An 18,681-nucleotide genomic window follows, 5' to 3' on the forward strand; every position below is an offset into this window, starting at 1 on the left:
AAGGGCAATCTCTTACTCACTGGCCGCAATAGGAGGCGATGGCAGGCGGTCGTCCAGCGCAAGGTTGAGTTGCAACACGTTGACCCGTGGCTCGCCGAGCAGGCCCAGAGTGCGTGCGCTGGTGTGCTGGTTGACCAGTTGCAGCAGCTCGGCTTCGGGGATCTGCCGCAGGCGCGCGACCCGTGGCAGTTGCAGGCGCGCATTGGCCACTGAGATGTGCGGGTCGAGGCCCGAGGCGGAAGCGGTGACCGCGTCCACCGGCACTTGGGCGTCGGCGGGCAGGCCGTTGGCCAGGCGATAGGCCTGCACGCGTGCGGCCACCTGGTCCACCAGTTTCTGGCTGGTCGGCCCCAGGTTGCTGGCGCCGCTGGAACCGGCGTTGTAGGGCTGCGACACGCTTTTGCTTGGGTCTTGCTGGTCGGCGCCCAGGGTCATGCTTGGACGGCCATGGAAGTATTGCGGCCGAGTGAAGTGCTGGCCAATCAGGGTCGAGCCCATGGCCAGGCCATCGCGTTCAATCAGCGAGCCACGGGCCTGGAACGGGAACATCAACTGCGCGGTCACGGTGGTGAACGCCGGGTAGGCGAACCCCGTCAACAGCATGAAAAACACCGCCGAAACCAGTACCGGGCGCAACAGCCCTTTGAATATCGATTGAGTCGTCATCTAGGTGTCCTCAGTTGTACGTCTGGCCGGACAGCAACTGCAGTTGCTCCACCAGCGGGCCGAGCGCGAGCGCTGGCAAAAAGGTCAGGCCGCCGACCACCAGCACCACGAACACCACCAGCAGCATGAACAGCGGGGTCGCGGTGGGGATGGTGCCGGCTCCGGCCGGTACGGTCTTTTTCATCGCCAGGGAGCCGGCCACGGCCAGCATCGGCAGCATGGTGAAGAAGCGCCCGATCAACATCGCCAGGCCAATGGTGGTGTTGAAAAACGGCGTGTTGGCGTTCAAGCCGGCAAAGGCCGAGCCGTTGTTGGCGGTGCCAGAGGTATAGGCGTACAACACCTCGCTGAATCCATGGGGGCCGATGTTGTTGAGGCTGGCCATGGTGTCGGGCCACAGGGCGGCGAGGGCGGTGAAGCCCAGGATGCTGATGGGGTGCGCGAGCACCGAGAGCATCACCAGCTTGATCTCCCGCGCTTCGATTTTCTTGCCGAGGAACTCCGGGCTGCGGCCAATCATCATGCCCACCAGGAACACCGTCAGCAGGGCGTACTGGATCAGGTTGATAAAGCCCACGCCGTCGCCGCCGAACACGCAGTTGAGCATCATCTGCGCCAGGGGCACGAAGCCGCCCATGGGGGTCAGCGAGTCGTGCATGGTGTTGACCGAGCCGGTGGTTGCCGCCGTGGTGGTGGCGACGAACAGGCTGCTGTCGGCAATGCCGAAGCGCAGTTCCTTGCCTTCCATGTTGCCGCCGCTGTGTTCAATCGACAGGGTCTGGTTGGCGCCGGCCTGGGTCAGCAGCGGGTTGCCGCTTTGCTCGGCGCCGTAGACCAGGGCGAGGAAGCCGATGAACATCACCAGGAAGGTGCCGAAAAACACCCAGCCCTGACGACGTTGCAACAGCATGCTGCCGAAGGTGTAGGTCAACGCCGAAGGGATCAGCAACATGCTGAGGATGTGCAGGATGTTGGTCAGCGGTGTCGGGTTTTCGAACGGATGCGCGGCGTTCATGCTGAAGAATCCGCCGCCGTTGGTGCCGATGTGCTTGATCGATTCAAAGCTGGCCACTGCGCCGACAATCAACTGTTGCTGGGCCCCTTCCAGGGTGGTGACCAGGGCCTGGGAGGCGAAGGTCTGTGGCATGCCCTGCCAGACATAAACCAGGGCCATGCCTACGCATAACGGCAACATCACGCGGTACAGCGTGCGAGTGAAGTCGACCCAGAAGTTGCCGATATCGCCCGAACTGGAGCGGCTCAGGCCCCGAATGAAACCGGCCGCTGCGACCACGCCAGAGGTGGCACCGACGAACATCAGAAAGGTAATGACCGCCATCTGGCTGAAGTTCGACAGGCTGCTCTCGCCCGAGTACGCCTGCCAGTTGGTGTTGGTGATAAAGGACACGGCGGTGTTGAATGCCAGGTCCGGCGATTGTGCGGTCAGCCCCAGCGGGTTGAGCGGCATGACCGCTTGCAGGCGCAGCACCAGATAGCCCAGCAGCATCATCGCCGCGTTCGACAACAACAGCGCCGAACCGAAGCGGGCCCAGCCCATGGTTTCCTGTGGGTCGATGCCCAGCAGGCGGTAGGTATAACGTTCCGGCAAGGCATGGTGGGTCCCGGTGAATACCCGGGCCAGCCATTTGCCCATCAGTACGGCGAGTCCCGTCATTACCCCCAGGACCAGCGTAAATTCCAGCAGCGTGCTTAACATGTCGTGGCTCCGTTCAAATCTTGCCCATGGCGACAATGGCCATGGCAGTCGCAACAAAAAACACCAGGGAAAGACTGATAAACATCAGGTCGTACATGGCCAGCTCCCTAGAATTTTTCTGCGCGAATAAGGGCGTAGCCCAAGTAAACGAACAGCCCCACGGCGCATAAGCCGCTGGCGATATAAATGAACGTAAGTGTGAGCACGGTGTAACTCCCCTGAGTGAATAAGCCGCAACTGCGGACGCGGGGAGGTTAATCCCTGGGGTATCAAGCTCAGGCACTGATTACAGGTCACGGTATTAAGACGGTATAAAGAAAAAGTTTTGCCGGGCGCACGAAAGAAAGGGATAACCCGTCGCCCGGGTATCCCTTTAAACACTGGGGTACTGCTGATGCTAACGACGTGCTTATTTGATTTTGTTCTTCTTCTCGCTGCGAGTGGCGAGGTGTTCGAAGCAAAACGCGGCAGTGCCGAATAGCGCAATCATTGACAGGACGATCATGCCTAAAGTTGAACTTTCCACGATGATTTCCTACGGGTGTTGGGGTAGGAAGTTACGGTAGAGGGTTTGGACTTAGTTGTTCAATAGAGGCGACGTAAACGTTATGGCGAATAAAAGATTTATATGAGTTTTTTACGGGCCAGTGAGCCGGTGCGAGCCCTGTCCTGTGGCGAGGGGTAAGCCCGCTCGCCACAACAAGCCTGCTCGCGGCAGTAGGTTTGGTTGCAGCGAAGGCCGGCTCACCACAGGGGCTTCGTGAGTCAGGGGGTGTTACGGCTATGCCGATAATCACTCACCGCCTCATACACCGCCTTGCGCAGCCGATTGATCCCACCAATCGGCCGGTGTTCCTCCACGCCAAACCATGGGTTGAACGACTGGTTGTCACAGGCCAGGTTCAAGGCTGGAGTATCAAAGTCCTGCGCCGGGATGCGGATTTTTGCCACGCTCTCGTAGGGCGCGTCGCTTTCTTTCCATTCAATGCTGGTGTCTTCAATGGGCATGTACTTCTGCGGGTTCTGGCGCTGGATCTGCAGCACAAAACACGCGTCGATGCGGTCCGTGGACAGTTGCTGGCTCAAGGCGCTGCGCAGGAAGTTCGGCAAGTCCTGGTTTTGCTTGGGCAGGCTGTACTCCGGGCAGCTTTGCGGGTCTGGGGCGACGCGGAATTTGGCATTTGCGCTGCCGAACTTGTAGGGCGATACCGAAAAGTACGTCGCCTCGGTCGGGCTGGCCGGTGCGGGTGCAAGTGTCGCCAGGGCGATAAACAGATGCCGCACCTGCCAACTGCGTGGGTCGAGGCTTGGGAAAAACGCCATGGCTTTTTTGCCATCGGCCTGGGCCCCGACGTTCTGCGCGTATTCGGCCACGTCGCTGACGAAGAAATTCGGGTGGCTGAACATGACAAAGTCCTGCTCGGTGCGCGCCTGCTGATCGGCCAGCAATTGCTTGCCCGGCACGTCCAGCAACTTGATCGCCATGCCGCGAGCATCGCGCATGCTGTCGAACTGTGGATAAGCGTTGCCGTTGGACAGGCGCATCATCGCCTGCCAGGTCTTGCCCGGTTCGGCGAACACGCCCTGGCGCAGCGCCGGCTCAAGGTCCGGCAGCACGCGGACTTCGGCCTTGACGCAGCCGTGGGCCTTGGCATGGGCATCGCGCAGGTAACGGGTGCCTTCGCGATGCTGGTCGACGATGCGCACCGCCGTCTGGATGACGCCTTGGGTCATGGCCGCTTCGCCCGGCGGTATCTGCTCCTCGGTAGGCACCGGGCCGCTGTGGTGCCAGGCAAACCACAGGGTCGACAGCAACCAGCCGAGCAGGCCCAGGCCTACCAGCCATAACAGCGTCTTGCCGAGAAACGCGCCGAGGCGCAGCCACAGTCGAGCGAGCATGGAACGGTCCTTGTATCGAAATGGGGAAGTCATGGCAGTTGCTGCTCCAGCGGGCCGCCCAGTACTTTCAGGTATTCCAGCAACGCCCAGCGTTCCTCAGGCTCCAGGCCCCGGCCAATCACCCCGTTGCCACGCTTGCCCGCGCGGAACTCGTGGCCGCTGTTATGGTTGCCGGTGATGCTCGTATCGAACAGGAATGCGTTTTTAAAAGCCTCGGTGCGATAGCCCAGGTGACGTGGGTTGTAGTCGAAGGTGCCTTTATAGAAGGTGCGGCTGCGCTCGTACTGGGGTGATAGCAATTGGTAGAGCGTCGGCACCGAGCCGTTGTGCAGGAACGGCGGCGTGGCCCACACACCGGCCAGCGGGCGGGCCTTGTAGGCGCGCAGCTCGCGCACGCCGATGGGCAGGCCGAAACCGTCCAGGCGTGGGCGTTCGGTTGGGGTGATACCGGCGGCGCGGTAAGCATGTTCTTCGACAAATGCAGTGACATATGCCAGGCCTTTGGCCACGGACAGGCTACGCAGGTCCAGCGGTTCGGTCGGCGCGGGGTGCAGTTCGACGTTTAACTGCGCCAACTCGGCCGGGTCCCATTGCAGGGCGCTGAGGTCGTAGCGTTGGTCGGCAATGTTGCTGGCGGTGCCTGGGTCGGTGCCGATGTAGTCCACCGCCAGCATCTTCAACTGCTGTACCGGGCGCCCGTTGACTTCACTCACGCTGGGCACATGGCAGGCCGCGCAGTTTTCCGTGAACAATGCGCGGCCACGGGCGGCCAGGGGTTTGTCGATAGCGCCGAACAGCGCTTCAGGCCAGGTCGGGGGCTTTAGCCGTTGCAGGGTTTCTTCGATCAGGTTCAGGTCACGCACGCGTACGCTGGAAGGGTAGCGCGCATCGCCCTGCAGAGGCTGGCCGGCACTGTCGAAGAACGCCAGGGTCGCGCCTACGCCCAGTGCCTCGCCGATATTGCGCGCCATGGGTTGTTGGGCCGAGCCGTTCCATTGCACCCAGTCGAAGGTCCACATGTCCCACAACTGTGGGTAGTCCACCGGCGCGTTGGCGATACGGTAGTTTTCCGGCGAAATGGCATCGCCGAAGCTGGCGTTGGCGATGCGGCCGAACGCATCGGTGCGCCCCGGGCCTTCTTCGGTGGGGTAGAGGCCACGGTGGGTATCGTTCCAGGCCACCTTGAGGAAGTTGTCCAGGGACTTCTTGAAGTCCTGGCGCAGTTGATCGTATTGGGCGTCGTATTGATCGCCCAGTACGCGGTGGGCGAAGCGCCTGAACTTCAACGGGTTGTAATAAGTGGACGCGAGGCTGGCCACCAGGGCCTGGCCAAAGCTGCCACCGCGCAGGGTCGGGACACTGGAGGGCAGCACGTGTTGCGCCGAGCCGCCGTCGATGCGCAGGGCCTGGCCATTGAAGCGCAACTCGCCGGTGTGGCAGGCGGCGCAGGTTATATCGAGAAACTCATCGTTGCTGCCGGCATTCTTGTGCCGGGCGAAACCTACGGGCAGGTTGCCGGGGTTCTGGGGTGTGGCCTGTTGCCGCGGGTCTACCAGGAAACCAAAGCGTGCCAGGTTGGCCGGCTCGGCAAATCGCTGCTCGGAAAACGGCAGCTCCAGCGCAGAGAACCAGTTGTAGCGCAGGCCCTTGACCTGGGTGCCTTGGGGGGTGAAGTAGTAGACCTGGCGGTCGGCGGCGCTCCATTGATCCTGGTAGTGCACCTGCTGTACCGGCACGTAATCCGGTAGCTTCGGGTTGGCCACGTAATAGAGTACGACGGCCAGCCCCAGTCCCAGAAGTGACAGGATCAGGCGTAAAGCACGGGAAAAAATGCGCAAGATAACTATCCTTGTCGAGTGGTTGTGTCCTTATGCCACTGAGCGCGGTAGGCGGCAAGTAGCCATGATCCGTCTACGCGGGCGGTTTTCGGTACATCGGCTGTCCTTCGCCGGGCTTTGTGGCAGATGAAAATGCTTTTAAACACGTGAACTTATCAGAAGTTTCCTGCTCACATGCCGGTAGCCATTGGTCGTGGCCGCCTGATAAGCTCGCGACTTTATTCGAATGCCCTTTTGGCGCATGAACAAGGAAATAGCATGAAACAGCATCGGTTGGCGGCGGCGGTGGCCCTGGTTAGCCTGGTACTTGCGGGTTGTGATTCGCAAACCAGCGTAGAGCTGAAAACCCCGGCGCAGAAAGCTTCCTACGGTATCGGCCTGAACATGGGCAAAAGCCTGGCTCAGGAAGGTATGGATGACCTGGACTCCAAGGCCGTTGCCCAAGGCATCGAAGATGCCGTCGGCAAGAAAGAACAGAAGCTGAAGGACGAAGAACTGGTTGAAGCGTTTTCCGCACTGCAAAAGCGTGCTGAAGAACGTATGACCAAGATGAGCGAAGAGTCGGCAACCGCCGGCAAGAAATACCTCGAAGACAACGCCAAGAAAGACGGCGTCGTCACCACCGCTTCCGGTCTGCAATACAAGATCGTGAAGAAGGCCGAAGGCGCGCAACCCAAGCCTACCGACGTAGTGACTGTGCACTACACCGGCAAGCTGACCAACGGCACCACCTTTGACAGCTCCGTGGATCGCGGTAGCCCGATTGACCTGCCGGTCAGCGGCGTGATCCCGGGTTGGGTCGAAGGCCTGCAACTGATGCACGTAGGCGAGAAGGTCGAGTTGTACATCCCGTCCGACCTGGCCTACGGCGCCCAGAGCCCGAGCCCGGCGATTCCAGCCAACTCCGTACTGGTCTTTGACCTGGAGCTGCTGGCAATCAAGGACCCGGCCAAGGCTGACGCTCCTGAAGCACCTGCTGCCAAGTAAGCAGCGGTTGAACACCCAACGCCCCGTTTATACGGGGCGTTGTTGTTTCTGCGGGTTCTATTTATCTGTGGTGAGCGGGCTGATTGTGGCAAGAAGGCTTGTTGTGGCGAGCGGGCTTGCCCCGCGCTGGGGTGCGTAGCAGCCCCAATAGGCCTACCCAATCGTATCAGGAAGACTGAATTGGCTGGATTTTGGGCTGCTACGCACCCCAGCGCGGGGCAAGCCCGCTCGCCACAGGGTGAGTTCGCTGAAAACCGGAGCCCTTGCAATCCGAACGAACACCTGCGATTTAGAGCAGTCTGATGCTATACCTCGGCACGGGTAGCCGCAGATGCACCCCAAGTCAATGAAATCTTGGGATTTTTTTATGTGCGCAAAAAACGCCCGATCTGACTGTAGGCCTTGTATTACGTGGCTTTCAGCCGCGAAAATGGGCTCTGTTCACAAGGTTATCCACAAGTTGTGTGGATAACCTTTTCTCTCGCCTGGAACTGGAGTGACGATGAAAGCACCCTGGAATTTCACCCGTTTCCTACCGTTGGCCGCACGCCTGATTGGGCGTGGACGCCTGCCGACCCTGTTGTTCGCGGTCGCTGCCAAAGGCTCAAGCCAGGGCAGCCGCCTGGGCAAGCTCAAGGACGACCTGAAGCTGCTCCAGGCGTTGTGCCTGGCCTACTGGCGCGGCGAGTACCGGGCCATCAGCCCCAAGGCGCTGATATCGGTGGTGGCGGGCTTGATGTATTTCCTCAGCCCGATTGATGCGATCCCGGATTTCCTGCCGATGTTCGGCATGCTCGATGACATCGCGGTTCTGGCCTGGGTCATGAAGTCCCTGGACGGTGAACTGAGTGCTTTCCGCGCCTGGCGTGAACGCCAGCGCCCGGAGAAGTTGGTGGTGGTTGAGCGCTTGCCCGCCACGCCACAGCTTCTGGAGCAGGAAAACCCGAAAAAAAACTGAAGACGCGGATTATCCCCCTGCGCTCTTTGTGGCTGTTAGGATTACACTCCTAAGGAAAGTACTTACTTCGTAAGTGTTGTGATCCTACGGGGCAGTCATGGATATACAAATCATTTCACGGGATGGCGAACCCGAATACGCGGTTCTGCCATGGGCTCAGTACCAGGCGCTGTTGACAGCCGCCGGCCTGCAGCAACCAGCCACGCCTTCTGCACAGATCCCACCCATCGCTACCGAGCAGGATCTACGCCCCCTGGAGCAATTACGCAGCCTGCGCGAAGCCAAGGGGCTGGCGATCGAGACATTGGCCCGTACTGTGGGTATCAGCCCGTCCTACCTGGGTTTGATTGAAAGTGGTGAGCGTCAGCCGGATGCCGCGATCCGTCGCAGCCTGGCCTGGGAGTTGGGGATTTCGGGTTGGAGGGATGCAGTGTGAGTGTGCGCATCAGCCGTCAGCATTGGGATGGATTGCTCAACGAACTTGATCAGGCCCGTCGCCAACGCCATCTTTTGACCTATCGCGCATTGCTTGAGCGCCTGCAGTTTCCGACGCCGGCGATGCAAACCCTGACCGCTGCACTTGAGCACTTGGCCGCCCTGGATGCCAAGGCAGAGCAACCCCTGCGCAGTTCCCTGGTGATCAGCCAGGGCGCGAGTCGCTTGCCGCGCACCGGTTTTTTTGAATGTGTCGAACGCCTTGGGCGTTTCTGCGGGCCATCCGATGGCGTCGCCGCGGCGTCGTGGCACGCCTCGGAAGTGGTCCGTGTGTTCGAGTACGAATATCCTGAATCAGCGGAGGCTTGAGTGTTCTGGAAGCTCAAAGCGTATGCCAGCTACTGGTTGGCGCGCAGGTTGTTTCATTGGTCATGGTTCGTGCGTCAGCCCCGTGGATGGCACTGGCTGGAGGGGCAGTTTGCACGCATGGCCAACCTGGGTAATGTCGAGGCCCAAAGTTTCTATGGGCACATCCTGACCTTTCGCGGCCAGGGTCTTGGCGCACGGGAGGAGGGCGTGCGCTTGCTGCGCTTGGCCGGCCAGGCTGGAGATGGCAAGGCTGCCTATCAAGTCGGCGTGCTGAGCCTGGCTGGCAGCCTGGGCAAGGCCCCAGACCCGGTCGAAGCCGCGCGCTGGTGGACTCTCGCCGCCAAGGCCGGGCATCCGCTGGCGCAGATGCGTCTGGAACAATTGTAGGAGCCGGCACGCCGGCTCCTACAGGAGTTCGCGGCTGTCGATTACGTGGATGCTGTAGCCGGCCACGTTCTTGGCGTGATGCTTGGCCTGTGAGGCCAGTTCCGCCAACTGGCTGGCATCCAAGTGTCCACAACTCAGCGGATGCAGATGCACCACGCCGATGGACAGCGACAGCAAGGCAAACTCCTGTCGCGCCCCTTGGCGATTGAGGGCGATAAAACATCCCGCCTCCAAATGCTCACTGCGGTAAAAACGCCGGCACTGGGTCTGGAAATCATCCACCAACTGGTTAAGACGCTTGCGCCAATCCTGGGCGCCCAGCACCAGTAAAAAGTCATCGCCGCCAATATGCCCGACAAAATCGCGACTGGGGTCCACCCGGTCGTTCAGGCATTGCGCCAGGCACAACAACACTTCATCGCCACGGCCATAGCCGTAGATATCGTTGAACGGCTTGAAGCTGTCGATATCCACATAGCAAATCACCGATTCGCGCTGCTGCTGCAACAGCCGCGTCAGGCACTGCTGGATCGGCACATTGCCCGGTAGCAGGGTCAGTGGGTTGGCGTAGCGCGCCTGCTGGATTTTCAGTTCGGTAATCAGCTTGAGCACGTCGATCACCCGGCCCAATCCCAGGTAGTTGCCGTTCTGGGTGATGATGAAGTCTTCTTCGATGCGCTGCCGCGCTCGGCTGGTCAGCAGGCGGCTGACCTGTTGCAACGACTGGCTCAGCTCCACGGCCAGGAAGTCGTCGCTCATCAAGCGGCTGATGGGCTTGCGCGCAAACAGATCAGTGGCAAATGGCTTGAGCAGGGCGTCGGACAACGAATGCCGATGCACGATGCCGATGGGCTGGCCGCGCCCATCGAGGACCGCCAGGGAGTTGAGGTTGGCCTGGCTGCGGAACGCTTCCAGCACTTTTGCTGTGGCGATGTCCTGGGCCACGGCCGGTTGTTCGTTGAGCAGGGCGCTGAGGTCACTGGCGTCCTCGTTGAGCGAGACGCTGGTGCTGTCGGGCCTGGCCAGCATCAACCGGGCTTCGGTCGGCGGGTGCTCCTGGGGGCGGCACAGCAGGTAGCCCTGGATCAGATCCACGCCCATCTCTGTGAGCACCGCCAATTCTTCTGGCAATTCGATGCCTTCAGCAATTACCTGCGCACGGGAAGCCCTGGCGATCTGCAGGATGGAGCCGACAAACTCGCGCTTGAGCGCATCCTGGTGAATGCCGTCGATAAAATGCCGGTCGATCTTCACGTAGTCCGGGCGCAACTCGGACCACAAACGCAAGCTGGAGTAACCGGCGCCCAAGTCATCCAGGGCAATTGAAAAGCCCATGTCGCGATAGTGGTGCAGGGCGGTCTGCAGTAGCTGGAAATCGTCGGTCGGCGCTTGCTCCGTGAGTTCGATCACGATCTGGCTGGGTGCGATCCCGTACTCGCGCAGCATCTGCAAGGTGCGCCCCGGTTGATGAGTGGTTTCCAGCAGCGACTCGGGTGAGACGTTGAGAAACAGCTTGCCCGGCAGCTTCTGCTCGCTGAAGCGCTTGCAGGCGCTTTGCCTGCAGGCCATCTCCAGCTCATTCAGGCGTCCGGCCTGGCGCGCTACGCTAAACAGCGCGAGGGGCGAGTGCAGCGGGCTGTTGGAGGGGCCGCGGCTCAGGGCTTCGTAGCCGAGGATGCGGCGTTCGCAGAGACTGATGATGGGTTGGAACAGACTGTGCAAACTGCCCTGAGCCAGGATGGAGCCCAGGGCATTCAGCTGTTCGGTCATGGTCATGATGATCTCGGTCGAAAAAAAAGGACCGGGTGCCTGGGGCGCCCGGTCCTTCATTTCACGACAGAATGATGTCTGTTTGATGACGCTCAGTGGAGCGGCAACATTAAATTGCCATCATTTACTGCTTGGCCACCGTCTTACTGATTTTCAGGTAGTCCAGCAGAATCCGCCCGGTTTCGCTCAGGTAGGCATCATCTTCCGGCTTGGTCTTTTCAGGTTCAGTCGGCAGCGCGTCTTCGTCTTCTTTCTTCAGCTCCTTGAGCGGGGCTTCACCCTTGGCCTTGCGGCGGATGTTTTCCAGGGCAAGTTGCTGGTTCTCGATATCGGTGTGCTGCGCGCGGCGGTCCACTTCATTGAGGCTGACGGTCTTCTCGGCCATCAGCTTCTTGGCCAGGGCCAGCTTGTCGCGGATAAACACGAACTCGGCATCCTTGGCGGAGCGCAGGTCATGTTCGGCCTTGAGCTGGGCCAGGTATGGCTTGAACGGGTCCGATGCGGGCTTGATGGCTGGGCGGATGGTGTCCCATGGCATGGCTTCGGGCAGGGCGCTTTCGCCGATTTCCTTGGTGTCGATGAGCGACGGGAAATCGATGTCCGGCAGTACGCCCTGGTGCTGGGTGCTCTGCCCGGAAACCCGGTAGAACTTGGCCAGGGTCAGCTTCAGCTCGCCATGGTTGAGCGGCTGGATGGTCTGCACCGTACCTTTGCCGAAGGTCTGACCACCGATGATCATTGCGCGGTGGTAGTCCTGCATCGCACCGGCGAAAATCTCCGAGGCCGAAGCCGAGAGACGGTTGACCAGCAACGCCATCGGGCCTTTGTAGAAGGCGCCGGGGTTTTCGTCTTCCAGCACATCCACACGGCCGTCAGCGTTGCGCACCAACACGGTAGGGCCCTTGTCGATAAACAGGCTGGTCAGCTCGGTAGCTTCCTGCAACGAGCCGCCACCGTTGTTGCGCAGGTCGATGACCACACCGTCGACCTTCTCTTTGGTCAGCTCGGTGAGGATTTTCTTCACGTCACGGGTGGTGCTCTTGTAGTCCGGATCACCGGCACGGAAGGCCTTGAAGTCCAGGTAGAACGCCGGAATCTCAATCACGCCCAGCTTGTAGTCCTTGCCATCCTGCTTGAGGTTGAGGACTTTCTTCTGCACGGCCTGGTCTTCGAGCTTCACCGCTTCGCGGGTGATCGACACCACTTTGCTGGTCTGGTCGTTCGGCGCATTGGTGTGCGGAATCACTTCCAGGCGCACCACGCTGCCTTTGGGCCCACGGATCAGCTTGACCACTTCGTCCAGGCGCCAGCCGACCACGTCGACCATCTCTTTGTCGGCCTGGGCCACGCCAATGATCTTGTCGGCCGGGGCGACCTGCTTGGTCTTGTCCGCAGGGCCGGCGGGCACCAGGCGCACGATCTTGACCTGATCGTTGTCGCTTTGCAGCACGGCACCGATGCCTTCGAGGGACAGACTCATGTTGATATCAAAATTTTCCGCGTTATCTGGCGACAGATAATTGGTGTGCGGATCGTAGGACATCGCGAAGGTGTTGATATAGGCCTGGAAGATATCTTCGGCGCGGGTCTGCTCAAGGCGGCTCAATTGGTTCTTGTAGCGCTTGGTCAGCAGTTCCTGGATCGCCTTGGGCTCTTTGCCGGCGATCTTCAGTCGCAGGACTTCGTCCTTGACGCGTTTGCGCCACAGGTCATCCAGGGCGGCGGTGCTGGTCAGCCACGGGGCCTCCTTGCGATCCACCAGCAAGGTTTCCTTCTGGGTGAAGTCGAGCTTGTCGACGCCTTTGTTCAGCTCACCCAGGGCGAAGTCCAGACGCGCTTTGACACGGTCCAGGTAACGCTTGTAGATGGTGAAGCCAGGCTGCAGGTCGCCGCTCTTGAGGAAGTCGTCGAACTGGGTCTTCCACTTGTCGAACTCGGCAACATCACTGGCCAGGAAATAGCTGCGCGAGGGATCAAGCAGCTTGAGGTAGCTGTCATAGATGATCACCGAGCGCGCGTCGTCCAACGGCGGCTTGCTGTAATGGTGGCGCTTGAGCAACTCGACGACGTTAAGGCTGGCAATCACCTCATCGCGATCAGGCTGAAGTTTGTCCCAGCTGTTGGCTGCGAACGTATTGGTCGACAGCGGCAACAGGCCGAGACCAATGAAAAGAGCGAGGGCGGTGCTGGGGAACAAATGCTTCATGCTGATTCGACGCGGGGGCAATTGATAACGCATATTAGGCCGTCTTTGAAGTCGCCGGTTCCATTTGGGCCGGTCGCATAATGCAAAAAGCCCGGCGCTACAGCAACGGGCTCAGTCCAGACTCACTATGGAGGCACTGTGAAAGCATTGCAAGGCGTTGAAGGTCATGTGGAGTGGGTTGAGACCCCAAGTCCTACGTGCGATGTAGGGCAAGTTCGCATTCGAGTGGCAGCAGCCGGCTTGAATCGGGCGGATTTATTACAGCGTGCGGGGCTCTATCCGCCACCCCCAGGTGCCAGCGAGGTGCTGGGCCTGGAGTGCTCCGGGGTTATCAGTGAGGTGAGGGCCGGGTCTTCCTGGCAAGTGGGGGATCGGGTTTGTGCGCTGCTGGCCGGCGGTGGCATGGCGCAGGAAGTGGTGGTGGACGCGCGCCACGTACTGCCGGTGCCCGAGGGCCTGTCCCTGGCTGAAGCGGCCGCTTTGCCTGAGGTGTACAGCACTGCCTGGCTGAATCTGTTCCAACTGGCGGCCCTCAAGCCGGGTGAAAAGGTGCTGTTGCACGCGGGCGCCAGTGGCGTCGGTTCGGCGGCGATCCAGCTGTGCAAGGCCTTTGGCAGCCCGTGCTGGGTCAGCGTCGGCTCGGCGGATCGCCTGGCCTACTGCGAAGACCTCGGTGCCCAAGGCGGTGTGGTACGTACTGACGGCATCGAGAGCCTGGGGGATTTTGGCCCGTTCGACGTGATTCTCGACCCGGTGGGCGGCAATTATGCAGCCATCAACCTCAAGCTCCTGGCCCGCGACGGTCGTTGGGTGCTGATCGGCTTGATGGGCGGGCGCGAGGCCCAGTTGGACCTGGCGCAGGTGCTGGCCAAGCGCGTGCAGTTGCTGGGCTCGACCTTGCGCAGCCGCGATGATCAGTTCAAGGCTGATCTGCTGAGCGACCTGGGCCAGCAGGTGTGGCCGTTGTTTGGTGAAGGGCGCTTGAGCCCGCAGTTGGCCAAGACCTTTGCGATCACGGATGCCGAGGCGGCGTTTGCGCAGCTGGCGACCAACCAGATTTCCGGGAAGTTGGTGCTGGTGATCGACGAAAGCCTGGCTTAAATGCCAATCCCGAATTGAAACCGGGTCAAAAGAGTGGGAGCGGGCTTGTCGGATCGCCGCACCGTCGCGAAAGCGGTCGTCAGTTAACAACTATGTCGACTGATACACCGCTTTCGCGACGGTGCGGCGATCCGACAAGCCCGCTCCCACATTTTGATTGGGTTTCAATTCAGGAAACGCGCTGTCAGGTCCACTGGTGAATCGGCCAGCCCGCCTGTTCAGCGTGGGCCCGTAGCACAGGATCCGGGTTCACCACCTGTGGGTAATCGACCTTGCTCAACAGCGGCAAGTCATTGCGCGAATCCGAATAGAAATACGCTCCTTCCAGGCTTTCACCTTCCTGCTCCAGCCATTGCATCAAGCGGGTGATCTTGCCTTCCCGGTAGGTCAGTACACCGACGGTCTTGCCGCTGTACACCCCATGGGCCACGTCCAGTTCAATCCCCAGCACCTCATCGATGCCAATACGCGCCGCTATCGGCGTGACCAAGTGCGTGCCCGAGGCCGAGATCACCAGGATCCGGTCACCGTTCTGGCGGTGGCGGGCGATGGTCTTGGTGGCGTCGCTGTAGATCAGCGGCTCGATAATATCTTCCACCCATGGCTCTACCAGATGTGCGACTTCTTCCGGGGTACGCCCGATCATCGGTTCCAGGCTGAAGTCCATGAACTCTTCCATGGCCAACTCGCCGCGGCTGTAGGCGGACATCAGTTCATGGTTCTTGCGCATGAACGATTCACGGTCCACCCAGCCCAGGCGGCCCATCTGTTCGCTCCACAAGGTGGCGCAATCGCCGTGGATCAGGGTGTCGTCCAGATCAAAAATTACCAAAGCCATCAGTCATGCTTCCTCAATAAACGCTGCATCCTCAGGCTACCTCACACAGCGCAGCGGGATCGATAGAAAGTGCCAGGCGCTGGCCATCCGCATGCAGATCCTGGGCCGAGCGATTGAGTACGTCCACCACCAATTCCACGCCCCGGGCCTCGACACGATAGCGAATCACATTGCCCAGCAGGCTATGGCTGCGCACCAGGGCATCCAGTTCGCCACTGCGGTTGAGCTCGATGGATTCAGGGCGGATGGCGATGCGCCCGTTGACCGGGCGCTGCAACAGCTTGCTGGCCTGCTCGGCATCCAACAGGTTGTAGTTGCCGATAAAACCGGCGGCAAAGGCATCCACCGGAGCGGTGTAGAGGGTCTCGGCGTCGCCGCTCTGCACGATCTTGCCCTGGTTCATCAGGAAGATGCGGTCGGACATGACCAGGGCTTCTTCCTGGTCGTGGGTCACGAAGATGGTGGTCAGCCCCAGCTCGCGCTGGATCTGGCGGATCTGTTCGCGCAGGTGCTTGCGAATCCGTGCGTCCAGGGCCGACAGCGGCTCGTCAAGCAGCAGCAGGCGCGGCCGCGTGACCAGGGAGCGGGCGAGGGCGACGCGCTGGCACTGGCCGCCGGACATCTGGTGCGGGTAGCGTCCGGCCAGGTCCTTGAGCTCGACCAGTTGCAACACTTCCTGAACCCGCTTGTGGCTGTCATCGGCGTTGACTTTCTGCATGCGCAGGCCGAAGGCGACGTTCTGTTCCACGGTCATATTGGGGAACAGCGCGTAGCTCTGGAACACCATGCCGATATGGCGCTTCTGCGGGCTCAACGGAACAATGTCCTGGCCGTCCAACAGGATCTGCCCGCTGTCCACCGGCGTCAGGCCGGCGATGCAGCGCAGCAGCGTGGACTTGCCGCAACCGGACGGGCCGAGGAGGGTGACGAATTCGCCCTTGGCGATCTCGCAGTTGATATCACTGAACACCGGGGTGGCGGCGTAGCTTTTTTGCAGGTGCTGGACGCTGACGAAGCTCATTGGCTTTTGTCCTTGTTCAAGAGGTTGGCGGCCCAAGTGAGCAGCAGCACGAAAAGGAAATAGGAAATGACCACGGCGCTGGTGAAATGGCCGCTGCTGTTGCGCATGTTGTTGAGGTACACCTGCAAGGTCTCGTAGCGCGTGCCGACGAGGATATTGGCGAACACAAACTCGCCGAACAGGAACGAGAACGACAGCAGCAACGCCACCATCAAACCCTTGCGCAGGTTGGGCAGCACCACCAGAATCGCGGACTGCCAGGTGCTGGCGCCGAGCAGTTGGGCGGCGTCCATCAGGTCACGCAGGTTGATCGCTTGCAGGTTGTTGGTGATCGCGCGGTACATGAACGGCAGCGCCACGGTGAAGTAGCAGCCGATCAGGATCCACGGCGTACCGACCATGGCCAGCGGCCCCGAGCCATACAGCTGCAACAGCCCCACCGACGACACCACTGGCGGCACGGCGAAGGGCAGCAGGATCAGGATGTTCATCAGCGCATCGAGCCGGGGGAAGTGGTAATGCACCACGAACAGCAGCGGCAGGATCAGCACCACCGACAGGATCAGCGCACCCACGCATACCAGCAGCGACTGGCCAAAGGCATGTAAAAAGCGCGGGTCGCTCCACAGCTGCACATACCACTTGAAGGTAAAGCCGGCGGGCAGGATGGTGGCCGACCAACTACTGGCGATGGAGTACACCAGGGTGCCAATCAGCGGCAGTACCAGGATCGCAAACAGCAGGTACACCACCACGCGATGATAGAGGGCAGCGGGGCTGGCTTCAGCGCGAGACATGGTAGCTCCTCTTGAGCAGCAGTTGATGGACCACGGTGACCACGGTCATCAGCGCCACCAGGATCACGGCCAGGGCGCTGGCCATGTTCGGGTCCAGGGAAATGTCACCGGAAACCATCGCCGCGATACGGATCGGCAGCACGTTGAAGTTCCCGGTGGTCAACGCGTACACCGTGGCGTAGGCGCCCAGGGCATTGGCCACCAGGATCACGAAAGTACCCAGCAGCGCCGGCGTCAGCACCGGCAGGCCGATATGCCGCCAGTACTGCCAGCCATTGGCACCCAGGAGCGCTGCGGACTCACGCCAGTCTTCACGCAGGGCGTCGAAGGCCGGGTAGAGCAGCAGCACGCCCAAAGGGATCTGGAAGTAGGTGTACAGGATGATCAGGCCGGTCTTGGAGTACAGGTTGAAGTCCTGAATGATCCCGGCCTGCTTGAGCATGATGGTGATGCTGCCGTTGAACCCCAGCAGGATGATGAAGGCAAAGGCCAGGGGCACGCCGGAGAAGTTGCTGGTCATGTTGGCGAAGGCGGTGACGAAGTTGCGCAGCGGCGAATCCACCTTGCGCAACGAGTAGCTGCCCAGCAACGCGATGATGATGCCGAAGATGCTGGAGTAGAAACTGATCTCCAGGCTGTGCTTGATCGCCTGTAGGTAGAACTTGGAGTTGAAGATCTTGCTGAAGTTGGCCAGGCCCCAGCCGAACTCTTCCGATTGCAGGCTGTTGACCATTACCCAGAACAGCGGTGCGATCTGGAATACGATAAAAAACAGGGCGAAGGGTACCAGGCACAAGGCGGCCAGCCATTTGCCACGGATCACTGAACTCACTTCAACAGCTCCTGGCAGACAGGTTTTTCGTGGGCAACGCCAAGCAGGGCGCAGACGGTGCCGCAGATATCGGTTTGCTTGGGCTGGGCCTTGGGGTCGAGACTGAAGGCATCACCGAAGACAAACAGCGGGACTTCACGCTCCTCTGGCAACAGGCCGTTGTGGGAGCGGTCGTTGTTCATGCCGTGGTCGGCCGTTACCAGCACCTGGTAGCCGGCATCGAGCCAGCCTTGCAGGTAGTCGGCCAGGATAATGTCGGCCGTGCGGGCGCTGTTGCGGTATTGCGCGGTGTCGAGGCCGTGCTTGTGGCCGGCGTCGTCGATATTCATCGGGTGCACCAGCAAAAAGTTCGGCGCGTGCTTGAGGCGCAGGCTTTCGGCGTCGGCAAACAAGTGGGCGTCCGGGTAATGATCGCTCCAATAGAAGTGGCCGTGCTGGATCGCCAGGGCTTGGTCGTCGGTGTGCCGGTCCCGGGCTGCGATGAACGGCGAGCGGTTGTAGAGCTCGCTGACCCAGTGGTAAGCCGCCGCTGCGGTAGTCAGGCCGGCGGCTCTGGCGTAGTGGAAGATACTGCGCTGGTTGGACAGGCGCGAGACGTGGTTGTGCACGATGCCGCTGTCGATCGGCGGTACGCCGGTGAGGATGCATTCGTACAGCGGGCGGGACAGGGCGGGCAATTCGCATTCCAGCTTGTACAGCGCCGCACGCCCGGCACCGATGTAGGCCTGGAGATGCCCCATGGCATGCCGGGCGACCTCGTAATTGAGGCCGTCGAGCACCACAAGGATGACGTTGTGCTTCATAGGGGCAGGGGCTCCGCGACAAATTGGGCTTGATTGCGTGGTTCTTCTGAAACCGGA

The 18,681-nt window shown here is 60.7% G+C and carries 18 protein-coding genes; 6 read left to right on the plus strand and 12 right to left on the minus strand.

What is annotated here, in order from left to right; genetic code table 11:
* Positions 1-12 precede the first annotated feature (12 nt).
* The 5 genes from kdpC to C5F71_RS21630 all read right to left on the minus strand — a co-directional run bounded on the left by kdpC (position 13) and on the right by C5F71_RS21630 (position 6,120).
* Positions 13-666 (minus strand): K(+)-transporting ATPase subunit C, encoded by a 654-nt coding sequence (kdpC, locus tag C5F71_RS21610; protein WP_104911896.1) that lies wholly within the window; start codon positions 664-666, stop codon positions 13-15.
* Positions 667-676: 10 nt separating this feature from the next.
* Positions 677-2,383, minus strand: a complete 1,707-nt coding sequence (kdpA, locus tag C5F71_RS21615) for a potassium-transporting ATPase subunit KdpA (protein WP_104911897.1) — start codon at positions 2,381-2,383, stop codon at positions 677-679.
* 107 nt (positions 2,384-2,490) lie between these two features.
* Entirely contained in the window at positions 2,491-2,589 is a 99-nt protein-coding gene (gene kdpF, locus C5F71_RS29755; protein WP_076964610.1) for a K(+)-transporting ATPase subunit F, read from the minus strand.
* 559 nt (positions 2,590-3,148) lie between these two features.
* Positions 3,149-4,282 carry a catalase family protein gene (locus C5F71_RS21625; protein WP_104911898.1) on the minus strand — a complete coding sequence of 378 codons (1,134 nt, stop codon included), beginning with the start codon at positions 4,280-4,282 and terminating at the stop codon, positions 3,149-3,151.
* A gap of 29 nt (positions 4,283-4,311) precedes the next feature.
* Positions 4,312-6,120 carry a di-heme-cytochrome C peroxidase gene (locus tag C5F71_RS21630; RefSeq protein WP_092235019.1) on the minus strand — a complete coding sequence of 603 codons (1,809 nt, stop codon included), beginning with the start codon at positions 6,118-6,120 and terminating at the stop codon, positions 4,312-4,314.
* A 258-nt stretch (positions 6,121-6,378) separates the two neighbouring features.
* Here C5F71_RS21630 and C5F71_RS21635 point away from each other — a divergent pair, with 258 nt between their 5' ends.
* The 5 genes from C5F71_RS21635 (at position 6,379) to C5F71_RS21655 (ending at position 9,256) form a co-directional block, all read left to right on the plus strand.
* Positions 6,379-7,107, plus strand: coding sequence for an FKBP-type peptidyl-prolyl cis-trans isomerase (locus C5F71_RS21635; RefSeq protein ID WP_092235022.1), 729 nt, complete (start codon positions 6,379-6,381; stop codon positions 7,105-7,107).
* 502 nt (positions 7,108-7,609) lie between these two features.
* Positions 7,610-8,065: a YkvA family protein gene (locus C5F71_RS21640; protein WP_029292802.1), complete on the plus strand. Its 456-nt coding sequence runs from the start codon at positions 7,610-7,612 to the stop codon at positions 8,063-8,065.
* A 97-nt stretch (positions 8,066-8,162) separates the two neighbouring features.
* A complete protein-coding gene (locus C5F71_RS21645) occupies positions 8,163-8,501 on the plus strand; it encodes a helix-turn-helix transcriptional regulator (RefSeq protein ID WP_104911899.1) in 339 nt (112 codons plus the stop codon).
* Complete coding sequence (locus tag C5F71_RS21650; protein WP_029292807.1) at positions 8,498-8,869, plus strand: hypothetical protein; 372 nt, start codon at positions 8,498-8,500, stop codon at positions 8,867-8,869. Before C5F71_RS21645 ends, C5F71_RS21650 begins: the two co-directional genes overlap by 4 nt.
* Complete coding sequence (locus C5F71_RS21655; protein WP_029292809.1) at positions 8,870-9,256, plus strand: tetratricopeptide repeat protein; 387 nt, start codon at positions 8,870-8,872, stop codon at positions 9,254-9,256.
* Between the two features lie 18 nt (positions 9,257-9,274).
* On the opposite strand, the gene C5F71_RS21660 is transcribed toward C5F71_RS21655, so the two are convergent.
* Positions 9,275-11,032 carry a bifunctional diguanylate cyclase/phosphodiesterase gene (locus C5F71_RS21660; RefSeq protein ID WP_029292811.1) on the minus strand — a complete coding sequence of 586 codons (1,758 nt, stop codon included), beginning with the start codon at positions 11,030-11,032 and terminating at the stop codon, positions 9,275-9,277.
* A 118-nt stretch (positions 11,033-11,150) separates the two neighbouring features.
* Positions 11,151-13,232 (minus strand): carboxy terminal-processing peptidase, encoded by a 2,082-nt coding sequence (locus C5F71_RS21665; protein ID WP_169852119.1) that lies wholly within the window; start codon positions 13,230-13,232, stop codon positions 11,151-11,153.
* A gap of 138 nt (positions 13,233-13,370) precedes the next feature.
* Between C5F71_RS21665 and C5F71_RS21670 the strand changes: the two genes are divergently transcribed.
* Positions 13,371-14,333: a zinc-binding dehydrogenase gene (locus C5F71_RS21670; RefSeq protein WP_104911900.1), complete on the plus strand. Its 963-nt coding sequence runs from the start codon at positions 13,371-13,373 to the stop codon at positions 14,331-14,333.
* A gap of 184 nt (positions 14,334-14,517) precedes the next feature.
* Here C5F71_RS21670 and C5F71_RS21675 read toward each other — a convergent pair whose 3' ends face one another.
* The 5 genes from C5F71_RS21675 to C5F71_RS21695 are packed head-to-tail and all read right to left on the minus strand — an operon-like array spanning position 14,518 to position 18,624.
* Positions 14,518-15,171 (minus strand): HAD family phosphatase, encoded by a 654-nt coding sequence (locus C5F71_RS21675; protein WP_029292818.1) that lies wholly within the window; start codon positions 15,169-15,171, stop codon positions 14,518-14,520.
* 31 nt (positions 15,172-15,202) lie between these two features.
* Positions 15,203-16,192: an ABC transporter ATP-binding protein gene (locus C5F71_RS21680; RefSeq protein WP_070995363.1), complete on the minus strand. Its 990-nt coding sequence runs from the start codon at positions 16,190-16,192 to the stop codon at positions 15,203-15,205.
* The gene (locus C5F71_RS21685) at positions 16,189-16,989 is read right to left on the minus strand and encodes an ABC transporter permease (protein WP_104911901.1); all 801 of its coding nucleotides are present in this window, start codon (positions 16,987-16,989) and stop codon (positions 16,189-16,191) included. Before C5F71_RS21685 ends, C5F71_RS21680 begins: the two co-directional genes overlap by 4 nt.
* A complete protein-coding gene (locus C5F71_RS21690) occupies positions 16,976-17,821 on the minus strand; it encodes an ABC transporter permease subunit (protein WP_029292825.1) in 846 nt (281 codons plus the stop codon). The genes C5F71_RS21685 and C5F71_RS21690 overlap by 14 nt, the downstream gene beginning before the upstream one ends.
* A complete protein-coding gene (locus C5F71_RS21695) occupies positions 17,818-18,624 on the minus strand; it encodes an alkaline phosphatase family protein (protein ID WP_104911902.1) in 807 nt (268 codons plus the stop codon). Before C5F71_RS21695 ends, C5F71_RS21690 begins: the two co-directional genes overlap by 4 nt.
* Positions 18,625-18,681: the final 57 nt, after the last annotated feature.

This window comes from Pseudomonas sp. LG1D9, from assembly GCF_002949995.1.
Classification (GTDB): Bacteria; Pseudomonadota; Gammaproteobacteria; order Pseudomonadales; family Pseudomonadaceae; genus Aquipseudomonas; species Aquipseudomonas proteolytica.

What these genes read in the sequence shown, in the direction of transcription:
- C5F71_RS21640 (WP_029292802.1), top strand. Translation starts at nt 7,610, where the DNA reads ATGAAAGCACCCTGGAATTTCACCCGTTTCCTACCGTTGGCCGCACGC.
- C5F71_RS21675 (WP_029292818.1), bottom strand. Translation starts at nt 15,171, where the DNA reads ATGGCTTTGGTAATTTTTGATCTGGACGACACCCTGATCCACGGCGAT.
- C5F71_RS21665 (WP_169852119.1), bottom strand. Translation starts at nt 13,232, where the DNA reads ATGAAGCATTTGTTCCCCAGCACCGCCCTCGCTCTTTTCATTGGTCTC.
- C5F71_RS21635 (WP_092235022.1), top strand. Translation starts at nt 6,379, where the DNA reads ATGAAACAGCATCGGTTGGCGGCGGCGGTGGCCCTGGTTAGCCTGGTA.
- C5F71_RS21680 (WP_070995363.1), bottom strand. Translation starts at nt 16,192, where the DNA reads ATGAGCTTCGTCAGCGTCCAGCACCTGCAAAAAAGCTACGCCGCCACC.
- kdpC (WP_104911896.1), bottom strand. Translation starts at nt 666, where the DNA reads ATGACGACTCAATCGATATTCAAAGGGCTGTTGCGCCCGGTACTGGTT.
- kdpA (WP_104911897.1), bottom strand. Translation starts at nt 2,383, where the DNA reads ATGTTAAGCACGCTGCTGGAATTTACGCTGGTCCTGGGGGTAATGACG.
- C5F71_RS21685 (WP_104911901.1), bottom strand. Translation starts at nt 16,989, where the DNA reads ATGTCTCGCGCTGAAGCCAGCCCCGCTGCCCTCTATCATCGCGTGGTG.
- C5F71_RS21695 (WP_104911902.1), bottom strand. Translation starts at nt 18,624, where the DNA reads ATGAAGCACAACGTCATCCTTGTGGTGCTCGACGGCCTCAATTACGAG.
- C5F71_RS21645 (WP_104911899.1), top strand. Translation starts at nt 8,163, where the DNA reads ATGGATATACAAATCATTTCACGGGATGGCGAACCCGAATACGCGGTT.
- C5F71_RS21660 (WP_029292811.1), bottom strand. Translation starts at nt 11,032, where the DNA reads ATGACCATGACCGAACAGCTGAATGCCCTGGGCTCCATCCTGGCTCAG.
- C5F71_RS21625 (WP_104911898.1), bottom strand. Translation starts at nt 4,282, where the DNA reads ATGCTCGCTCGACTGTGGCTGCGCCTCGGCGCGTTTCTCGGCAAGACG.